The organism is Pseudomonas sp. ES3-33, from assembly GCF_000952175.1.
In the GTDB taxonomy this organism is placed as follows: domain Bacteria; phylum Pseudomonadota; class Gammaproteobacteria; order Pseudomonadales; family Pseudomonadaceae; genus Aquipseudomonas; species Aquipseudomonas gregormendelii.
Genome location: NZ_JZRI01000093.1, coordinates 25,451 through 34,984, shown reverse-complemented (window position 1 = coordinate 34,984; position 9,534 = coordinate 25,451). Strand labels below are relative to the sequence as shown.

The following is a 9,534-nucleotide window of genomic DNA, read 5'->3' as shown; positions in this document are numbered from 1 at the left end:
GACAAGGTCAGGCGCAAGTCCTGCCTTCAGGAGCCATCGGCCTCCCCCAGAAACACATCTTTGTATGTCAGCACCAACGAGCTTAGACCTCTCTCGCTGGGTGCTGGGTCAACATACAAGGAGCTGTCGAGTGCAACGAGGCTGCGATCTTTTCAAGCGCACCACAGACCGACGACTCCCTGGCCAACACCCACTGATGTATGGGACATCTAGGGCTCCAACCCAATCCCGCGCAAAATCACACTCGTCACCGTCTGCACCGCCCGCTCAAACTGCATATCGGACAATGGCTGGTGATCATTGAGGATATTCACCTGATGATCAAAGTCGGCGTAGTGCTGGGTCGACGCCCAGATCATGTAGAGCAGGCTGGAGGGCTCCACCGGCAGGATGCGTTTGTCTTCCACCCACTGACGGATTTTCGCTTCCTTCATCTTGGCCCAGTCGTACAGGCTGGCGTCCAGTGCCTCACCCAGCGTCGGCGCGCCATGGATGATTTCGTTGGCCCAGACCTTGGAGCCGTACGGACGGCTGCGCGAATGTTGCATCTTGGCGCGGATGTAGCTGCTGAGGACCACGCGCGGGTCGTCGAACATTTCGAAGCACAGGGCGTCCTGTTTCCACACTTCCAGCAGGTCGAACAGCACTGCACTGTAGAGTTCGCCCTTGGTGCTGAAGTAGTAATGCAGGTTGGAGCGCGGCAGTTGCACTTCGGCGGCAATGTCGGCCATGGCGGTACTGCCGAAGCCTTTCTCGGCGAAGACCTTTTCAGCCCCCAGCAGAATTTTCTCGACGTTACTGCGACGGATCTCGATCTTGTGATTGCCCATGAGGGCTCCCTGACGACAGCGTTGGTCAAGACTAGCATCCGCTCTACTTCGCGGCGACAGGGCAAAACGAAACTTCGTCCCGGCGCGCCCTGGAAGGTAAACTGCACCTCTCTTCCAACCTGCCCAGAGGTATTCCATGATGACGCTCAAGAAAACCCTGACCACCGTCACCCTCCTCGGCTCGCTGTTCGCCGCCTCGTCGGTGTTCGCTCATGCCCACCTGAAAAGCCAGAGCCCGGCCGCCGACAGCACGGTCAGCGCACCGGCAGAGCTGCGCCTGGTATTTTCCGAAGGGGTGGAAGCGACCTTTACCAAGGTGACGCTGAGCAAGGACGGCAGCAACGTACCGGTAAAAAGCCTGGCCACCGAAGGCAGTGACAAGAAAACCCTGGTGGTGACGCCGCAAGCGCCTTTGACTGCAGGTGCGTACAAGGTCGAATGGCACGCGGTGTCGGTCGATACTCATAAAAGTGAAGGCGCCTACAGCTTCAAGGTCGGTCAGTAATTCATGACGAGCGCGATGGTGCTGTGCCGCTTTCTGCATTTCACCGTGGTGCTGATGCTGGTCGGGGCCTGGGTGTTCAGGCCCCTGCTGTTGGGGCGTGGCATTACCACGCTGGATCAGCCGCTGGCGCGGGTGAGCCGATGGCTGGCAGCGGTGGCGTTGGTGAGCGGCGTCTGCTGGTTACTGTTGATCACTGCCAGCATGGCCGGGGACTGGGCGGCCGCCCTTGACCTGCCGACCCTGCAACTGGTCATGGGCAACACGTTTTTCGGCCAGGTATGGCGCTGGCATCTGTTACTCAACGGGCTGGTGCTGGCGTTGCTGTTCACACGCTGGCAGGCCTCCCTGCTGCCGCGCCTGGTATTGGGTGGCTTGTTGCTGGCGACGCTTGCACCCGTGGGCCATGGCGCGATGCTCGATGGCTTGAACGGCCAACTGCTGATCCTCAATCAGATCGTGCACCTGGTGTGCGTTGGCATCTGGCTGGGCGGCTTGATGCTGCTGGTGATGATCTTGCGCCAGGCATCAGTCCACCCGATCGGCGTCATTCTCCAGCGGTTCAGTGGTGTGGGTTACGCGCTGGTGGCGGGACTGGTGTTGACGGGGCTGATCAACGTGCGAGTACTGACGGGCCAGCTGTGGCCGACGCCATTGTGGTCGGGATTTGCCTTGATTCTGTTGATCAAGGTCGGGTTGGTGGCGGCGATGCTGGGCCTGGCGTTGTTCAATCGGCTGCGGGTCAATGATTGCGACCAGCGCATGGGGGCGCTGAAAACCAGCGTGGTCATGGAGTGGCTATTAGGGATTGGCGCGGTGGCGGCAGTGTCGTTGCTGGGCACCATGCCACCGCTGGTGGCCGCCTGAACGAGATATCTGTGGGAGCAAAGCTTGCTCGCCACCGCGATGTTATGGGGCTGCGGGGTCGCCTGAAGCCGCCGTATCAATGCTCACCACCACCGACATCCCCGGCCGCAGCCGCTCGCTCTCGGCCTGATCTTCGTCCACGGTAATCCGCACCGGCACCCGCTGGGCGATCTTGACGAAGTTGCCGGTGGCGTTGTCGGCTTGCAGCAGCGCAAATTCAGAACCGGTACCGGGTGAGATCCGCTGCACCCGGCCCTTGAACTTGCGGTGGTCCAGTGCATCCACCGTGAACGTCACCGGCTGGCCGACCCGCACGTTGTTCATCTGGGTTTCCTTCATGTTGGCAATCACCCACAGCTGATGCGGTACCAGGGCCATCAGCTGCGCGCCGGAGTTGACATAGGCCCCCAGACGTACACCGATCTGCCCCAGCTGGCCGTCCCGGGGCGCAACGATTCGGGTATTGGAAAGGTCGATGCGCGCCAGTTGCACCGCGGCATCCGCGCTCGCCACTGCCGCTTCCAGTGAGCCTCGATTGACGATCACTGACTGCAGATCCTGGCGGGCGATCTCCAGATTGGCCTGGGCCTGGGCGACCGCGGCAATCGACTGCGCGTTCGCCGCCAGGCTCACATCCAGCTCGCGCCTGGACACCGAACCATCGCGAACCAACTCGTTATTACGGCGCAGGTCGGCGGCACTTTTGCGCGCCTGCGCCTGGCTGTCGGCGACTGCTGCCTGGCGCAGCTTGATGGTGGCCTCGGCGCTGTTGCGTTGCTGCACCACGTTGGCCAAGCCGGCTTTTTGCACCGCCAATTGTGCCAGGGCTTGGTCCAGGCGCTGCTGGTAGATCCGGTCATCCAGGCGCACCAGCAAGTCGCCGGTCTTGACGAACTGGAAGTCCGACACCGGCACTTCATAAACGTAGCCGCTGAGCTGCGGACCGATGATGGTCACCTGGCCGCGCACCAATGCATTTTCCGTGGTCTCGATCGCGCTGCTGAACGGTGGCAACTGCCAGGCGTACAACACGATCAGCACACCCACCAGGGCGATCGCCGCAAAGCCCATCGATGAAAGCACTCGAACCCGTAGCGAGCGCGGCTCGGTGGCGGGCGTGGACGGTGGCGCAACGCCCTCGGGGGTGGCGGCAATGGCGTTGGTGGTCGTCGTGGTCGGTTCGGTCATGAAGGTGTGGCACCGCTGGTGGAGTCGGAAGGCGTTGGAGTGACGTTCTTTGTAGTGCTCATCAGCCACAGGGCGCGAATGGAGATCCAGATCATCGTCAGCACGGCGATCACTGCGATGAGCATGAACACGTCGTTATAGGCCAGCACATTGGCCTCGCGCGTAGCGGCCGTCGCCAGGCTGCGTATGCCCTGCAGATTGCGCAAGGCTGGATCGGCGATCACCGAACCCAGGGCATTGCTGCCGCTCTGGACCCGGGCAGCCACCAGCGGATCGGTCAACACCAGGTGTTCGACAATGTTACTGGAGTGAAATTTCTCGCGAACAATCTGAAAAGTGCCCAGCAACGCTGCACCGATCAAGCCGCCGAGGTTCTGGCAGATACCAAACAGCACCGAGAAGCTCACCAGGTTGCGCGGGTTGGTCAATACATTGCGCGTGCCCAGCACCATGGTCGGCCCGAGAAAAAATGTACTGCCGAATGCCAGCAGGAACTGGCTGAAATACAGGTTTTCCGGACGGGTCAGGTTATTCGAATGGCTGTCGATCACCGAACCGACAGCCATCAACGCCAGCGACACGATCAACGGGCTGAACAGGTGCTTGGGGTTGATGGTCAGCGCGCTGGTGACCAGCCCGGCAATGCTGCCGATCATCATCACCACATACAGGCTGTGCAGCTGCTGGGTGCTCATGTTCAGGGCTTGCATGAAGCCGACGGCGCCGGTGGACTGCTCCGAGGCCACCATGCGAATCAGCACCACCGCCAGGGCCAGGCGAATCATCACCCCGCTGCCCAGCCAGCGAGTCATCAGCATCGGGTTGCTGCGGTTATGCTCGATGGCAAGGCCGGTCATGATCAGCGCGATGGAACCCGCCGACGCCACGCCAATCCAGGGTGCTTCCAGCCACCAGTCGATACGCCCCAGCGAGAGCACCGCGCACAGCAGTGCGACGCCGCTGGCCAGAATGGCGAACGTCAGGAAGTCGAGTTTTTCGAAAGTCTTGAAACGGTCCCCGGGGGGCAGTTTGAGCAGGAACACGCACCCCAGGGACAACAGCGCCATGCCCAGTTCGAACAGGTACAGGCCGCGCCATTCGGCGATCTGCAGCAAGTCTTCGGAAAACAGCCGGGCCAGGGGCAGAGCCAGCTGCGAAGTCCCAAGCCCGAGCACCAGCGCCTTCATGCGCCACTTCGCGGGGAACGCCTGGATCATGTAGTACAGCCCCAACGAACTCAACGCCGCCCCGACCATGCCGTGCGCCGCACGTACTGCAATCGCCGAGTTCAGGTCGTTGACGAACAAGTGGCCGAAGGTCACCAACGCGTAGAGCACCAGGAACACTTCGGTGAACGCGCGCAAGCCGAACTGCTGGCGAAACTTCACCAGCAGCAGGTTCATCGACACATTGGTCATCACGTACGCGGCCGGCAGCCAGGCCATCTCGGCGGTGGTCGCACCCAGCGCGCCCTGCAGATAAGGCAGGTTGGCAATCACCAGGGAGTTTCCCAACCCCCCGGTCAACGCCACCAGCAATCCGACCAGCGCATAGGCCAGGCGTTTGGGCGTGGAGTGCAGCGGCGTGGAAGGCGAACCGGGCAAGCTGGGCCGCTCGTGGGGCTGCCAGTTGCGCGGGGCGTAATGATCCATTCAGTGGCCTTGTGTCGGAGGTCGTGCCAGTTTGCCGTAAAACCTTGTTAGCCAACACCCATATCCTGTTGGTCTATCGCCCTCCCGGCCCTCCCGGCCCTCAAAGGTCACGGCGCCCTCAAGCATGAAGTCATCGTATAACTTCCGATTGACAACCCGCTGACACCTCGCAAATAATCACCCCCATGTTGTACGACGACGTATAACAACCATAAAAACAAAAATACAAAGGGAGCGTCACTGTGAGTCAACTCGTCCGCCATTCCTTCGCCTGCACCCCTCGCCCGACTTTTGCCCGCCGTCATACCCTCAGCCTGCTCAGCCTCGGCGGGATCGTTCTGGCCCTGCCCCTCGCCAGCCAGGCAGAAGGGTTTGTCGATGACAGCAAGGCGACGCTGAACCTGCGCAATGCGTACTTCAACCGCAACTACACCAACCCGGCCTATCCCCAGGGCAAGGCTGAGGAGTGGACGCAGAGCTTCATCCTCGACGCCAAGTCCGGATTTACCCAAGGCCCGGTCGGCTTTGGTGTGGATGTGCTCGGCATGTACTCGCAAAAGCTCGACGGAGGCAAAGGCACGGGTGGTACACAGTTGCTGCCGATTCACGATGACGGGCGCCCTGCCGACAATTTCGGGCGCATGGGCGTAGCGGTCAAGGGCAAGATTTCCAAGACCGAACTCAAGGTCGGCGAATGGATGCCGGTATTGCCCGTGCTGCGCTCGGACGATGGGCGCTCACTGCCGCAGACCTTCCGCGGTGGCCAGGTCACCTCCACCGAGATCAGCGGTTTGACGCTCTACGGCGGCCAGTTCCGCCAGAACAGCCCGCGCAACGATGCAAGCATGGAAGACATGTCCATGAATGGCCGCGCGGCGTTCACCTCGGACCGCTTCAACTTCGCAGGGGGTGAATACACCTTCAACGACAAGCGCACCCTGGTCGGCGTCTGGTATTCGGAACTCAGCGACATCTACCAGCAGCAGTACTTCAACCTCAGTCACAGCCAGCCGTTGGGCGACTGGACCCTGGGTGCCAACCTCGGCTTTTTCAACGGCAAGGAAGATGGCAGCGCCCTGGCCGGCGACATGGAAAACAAGACCACCTTTGCAATGCTCTCGGCCAAATATGGCGGCAACACCTTTTACGTCGGCCTGCAAAAGCTGACGGGCGACAGCGCCTGGATGCGTGTCAACGGCACCAGCGGCGGCACCCTGGCCAACGACAGCTACAACTCCAGCTATGACAACGCCAAGGAAAAATCCTGGCAGCTGCGTCATGACTACAACTTCGTCGCCCTGGGCATTCCTGGCCTGACCATGATGAACCGCTACATCAGCGGCGATAACGTGCACACCGGTGCCATCACCGACGGCAAGGAATGGGGCCGCGAGTCGGAACTGGCCTACACCGTGCAAAGCGGCGCGCTGAAAAATCTCAACGTGAAGTGGCGCAATGCGTCGATCCGCAAGGATTTCAGCACCAACGAATTTGACGAAAACCGGATTTTCATCAGCTACCCGCTTTCGTTGTTGTAATCCGCCCAGCAGCGAAGTGGTTTGAATACCTTGCATCGACTTTCAACCTAAGTCGCATTGACATGAGCGGAAAACTCTACGGATACTTCTCAGCGTCGTACGACAACCTACAACAAATTAAATAATAACTGCTTGTCCAGGGACTCTCATGACTACTCACCCTACAGCTCCATTCAATCGCCTGCTGCTCACCGGCGCTGCGGGCGGCCTTGGCAAAGTGCTGCGCGAAAGCATGCGACCCTATGCCCATGTCATTCGTCTTTCGGATATCGCCGATATCAGCCCGGCGGTGGATGATCGCGAGGAGGTCGTCATCTGTGACCTCGCGGACAAGCAGGCCGTGGATAAGCTCGTCGAAGGCGTGGACGCCATCCTGCACTTCGGCGGGGTGTCGGTGGAGCGTCCGTTCGAAGAGATCCTCGGCGCCAATATCTGCGGCGTGTTTCACATCTACGAAGCGGCGCGCAAGCATGGCGTCAAGCGCGTGATTTTCGCCAGTTCCAACCACGTCATCGGCTTCTACCAGCAGGGCGAGATCCTCGATGCCCACTCCCCGCGCCGTCCGGACAGCTACTACGGCCTGTCCAAATCCTATGGCGAGGACATGGCGACGTTCTACTTCGATCGCTACGGCATCGAGACCGTCAGCATCCGGATCGGCTCTTCGTTCCCGGTCCCGCAAAACCGCCGGATGATGAGCACCTGGCTGAGCTTCGGTGACCTGACCCAGCTGCTCGAACGCGCACTCCATGCACCCAACGTGGGCCATACCGTGGTGTACGGCATGTCCGACAACAAGCAAGTCTGGTGGGACAACCGCTTGGCTGCGGGCCTTGGTTATGTGGCGCAAGACAGCTCCGAAGTGTTCCGCGACCAGGTCGAGGCCCAAACGATGCCTGCTGCCGATGATCCGGCGCGGGTCTACCAGGGTGGGGCATTCTGTGCCGCCGGCCCGTTCGGCGACTGAGCCGCGCAACAGTCCCCACAAAAATAACCAAGGGAATGAGTGGCCATGCACGCAGAACTGATTGTCGATGCCCGCAATGCGGTTGGAGAAAGCCCGGTATGGGTCGCCGTGGAAAATGCCCTGTACTGGGTGGATATTCCCAACGGCGGCCTGCAACGCTGGAACGCTGATACTGGCCACGTACACGCCTGGAAAACCCCGCAGATGCTGGCTTGCATCGCTCGTCAAAGCGATGGCAGCTGGGTCGCCGGGATGGAAAGCGGGTTCTTCCGGCTGCAACCGCACAGCGATGGCAGCCTGGACAGTGAGCTGCTGGCGCATGTCGACCACGCGCGAGCAGACATGCGCCTCAACGACGGGCGCTGTGATCGTCAGGGCCGCTTCTGGGCGGGCAGCATGGTGCTGAACATGGGCGCCAATGCCGCCAACGGCAGCCTTTACCGCTACAGCGCCGGGCAGGCGGGGCCACTTGAAGCCAGGCTGGGAGGTTTCATCGTGCCCAATGGCCTGGGCTTCAGCCCGGATGGCCGCACCCTGTATCTCTCCGATTCACACCCACTGGTCCGGCAGATCTGGGCCTTCGACTATGACATCGACACGGGTACCCCAACCAACCGCCGACTGTTCGTCGACATGAACCAGTACGAAGGTCGTCCCGACGGTGCCGCGGTGGACGCCGAGGGTTGCTACTGGATCTGCGCCAATGACGCCGGGCTGATTCATCGCTTTACCCCCGATGGCCGCCTCGACCGATCGCTGGCGGTACCTGTGAAAAAACCGACGATGTGCGCCTTCGGTGGCAGTCGGCTCGACACGCTATTCGTGACGTCGATCCGCCCCGGTGACGACCAGGATCCACAGTCACTGGCCGGTGGCGTGTTCGCCCTCAACCCTGGCGTCCAGGGTTTGCCGGAACCGCTGTTCAATCACTCGCTGTAAACGCCCTTGCTGAATTTGCTGTGCCTTGAATAAAAAAAACAACAAGACTGGAGAATTGCCCCATGGACTTCAAACGCACCTTGCTCGCCGCTGCACTCCCCCTGGCCTTCACCCTCAGCAGTGCCGCCCAGGCACTGGAAATCAAATTCGCCGACATCCATCCGGCCGGTTACCCCACCGTCGTGGCCGAAGAGCAGCTGGGTAAAACCCTGGTGGCCGACAGTGACGGCAAGCTGACTTTCAAGATGTTTGCCGGCGGCGTACTCGGCTCGGAAAAGGAAGTGGTCGAACAGGCCCAGGTAGGCGCCATCCAGATGGCCCGGGTCAGCCTTGGCATCGTCGGTCCCGTGGTACCGGACGTGAACGTGTTCAACATGCCGTTCGTGTTCCGCGACCAGGCGCACATGCGCAAGGTCATCGACGGTGAGGTGGGCGACGAAATCCTCGCCAAGATCACCGATTCCGAATTCGGCCTGGTCGCCCTGGCCTGGATGGACGGCGGCACGCGCAACATCTACACCAAAAAACCGGTGCGCAGCCTTGAAGACCTCAAGGGCATGAAGATCCGCGTACAAGGCAACCCGATGTTCATCGAAACCATCAACGCCATGGGCGGCAACGGCATTGCGATGGACACCGGGGAGATCTTCAGCGCCCTGCAGACCGGGGTGATCGACGGCGCGGAAAACAACCCGCCCACCCTGCTCGAACACAACCACTACCAGAATGCCAAGTTCTACAGCCTCACCGGCCACCTGATCCTGCCGGAACCCATCGTGATGTCGAAAATCACCTGGGACAAGCTCACCCCCGACCAGCAAGTCCTGGTGAAGAAAACCGCCAAGGCCGCGCAGGCCCAGGAGCGCACCCTATGGGACGCGAAGTCCGCCAGCAGTGAGGAAAAACTCAAGGCGGCCGGCGTCGAGTTCATCACCGTCGACAAAAAACCTTTCTACGAGGCCACCGCGTCGATCCGCGAAAAATACGGCGCGCCTTATGCCGATCTGATCAAGCGTATCGAAGCGGTCCAATAACCCCTCCCAGGCACTCA

The 9,534-nt window shown here is 60.8% G+C and carries 9 protein-coding genes; 6 read left to right on the top strand and 3 right to left on the bottom strand.

Features of this window, described 5'->3' with window-relative positions; all coding sequences use genetic code 11:
• Positions 1 to 209: 209 nt before the first annotated feature.
• A complete protein-coding gene (locus UB23_RS17000; RefSeq protein ID WP_045060465.1) occupies positions 210 to 830 on the bottom strand; it encodes a TetR/AcrR family transcriptional regulator in 621 nt (206 codons plus the stop codon).
• A 139-nt stretch (positions 831 to 969) separates the two neighbouring features.
• On the opposite strand from UB23_RS17000, the gene copC reads away from it, so the two are divergent.
• Together copC and copD are read left to right on the top strand one after the other, a co-directional pair.
• Positions 970 to 1,335, top strand: coding sequence for a copper homeostasis periplasmic binding protein CopC (copC, locus tag UB23_RS16995; RefSeq protein WP_045060466.1), 366 nt, complete (start codon positions 970 to 972; stop codon positions 1,333 to 1,335).
• 3 nt (positions 1,336 to 1,338) lie between these two features.
• On the top strand, positions 1,339 to 2,199 hold the full coding sequence (gene copD, locus UB23_RS16990) for a copper homeostasis membrane protein CopD (RefSeq protein WP_045060464.1): 861 nt from the start codon (positions 1,339 to 1,341) through the stop codon (positions 2,197 to 2,199).
• Between the two features lie 42 nt (positions 2,200 to 2,241).
• On the opposite strand, the gene UB23_RS16985 is transcribed toward copD, so the two are convergent.
• Both UB23_RS16985 and UB23_RS16980 read right to left on the bottom strand, forming a co-directional pair.
• Complete coding sequence (locus UB23_RS16985; protein ID WP_045060463.1) at positions 2,242 to 3,387, bottom strand: HlyD family secretion protein; 1,146 nt, start codon at positions 3,385 to 3,387, stop codon at positions 2,242 to 2,244.
• Positions 3,384 to 5,039, bottom strand: a complete 1,656-nt coding sequence (locus UB23_RS16980) for an MFS transporter (protein WP_045060462.1) — start codon at positions 5,037 to 5,039, stop codon at positions 3,384 to 3,386. The genes UB23_RS16985 and UB23_RS16980 overlap by 4 nt, the downstream gene beginning before the upstream one ends.
• A gap of 242 nt (positions 5,040 to 5,281) precedes the next feature.
• Here UB23_RS16980 and UB23_RS16975 point away from each other — a divergent pair, with 242 nt between their 5' ends.
• The 4 genes from UB23_RS16975 to UB23_RS16960 all read left to right on the top strand — a co-directional run bounded on the left by UB23_RS16975 (position 5,282) and on the right by UB23_RS16960 (position 9,517).
• On the top strand, positions 5,282 to 6,577 hold the full coding sequence (locus UB23_RS16975; protein WP_045060461.1) for an OprD family porin: 1,296 nt from the start codon (positions 5,282 to 5,284) through the stop codon (positions 6,575 to 6,577).
• 148 nt (positions 6,578 to 6,725) lie between these two features.
• Positions 6,726 to 7,544: an NAD-dependent epimerase/dehydratase family protein gene (locus UB23_RS16970; RefSeq protein WP_045060460.1), complete on the top strand. Its 819-nt coding sequence runs from the start codon at positions 6,726 to 6,728 to the stop codon at positions 7,542 to 7,544.
• Between the two features lie 45 nt (positions 7,545 to 7,589).
• Positions 7,590 to 8,483, top strand: coding sequence for an SMP-30/gluconolactonase/LRE family protein (locus UB23_RS16965; protein WP_045060459.1), 894 nt, complete (start codon positions 7,590 to 7,592; stop codon positions 8,481 to 8,483).
• A gap of 62 nt (positions 8,484 to 8,545) precedes the next feature.
• Positions 8,546 to 9,517 carry a TRAP transporter substrate-binding protein gene (locus tag UB23_RS16960; protein ID WP_045060458.1) on the top strand — a complete coding sequence of 324 codons (972 nt, stop codon included), beginning with the start codon at positions 8,546 to 8,548 and terminating at the stop codon, positions 9,515 to 9,517.
• Positions 9,518 to 9,534: the final 17 nt, after the last annotated feature.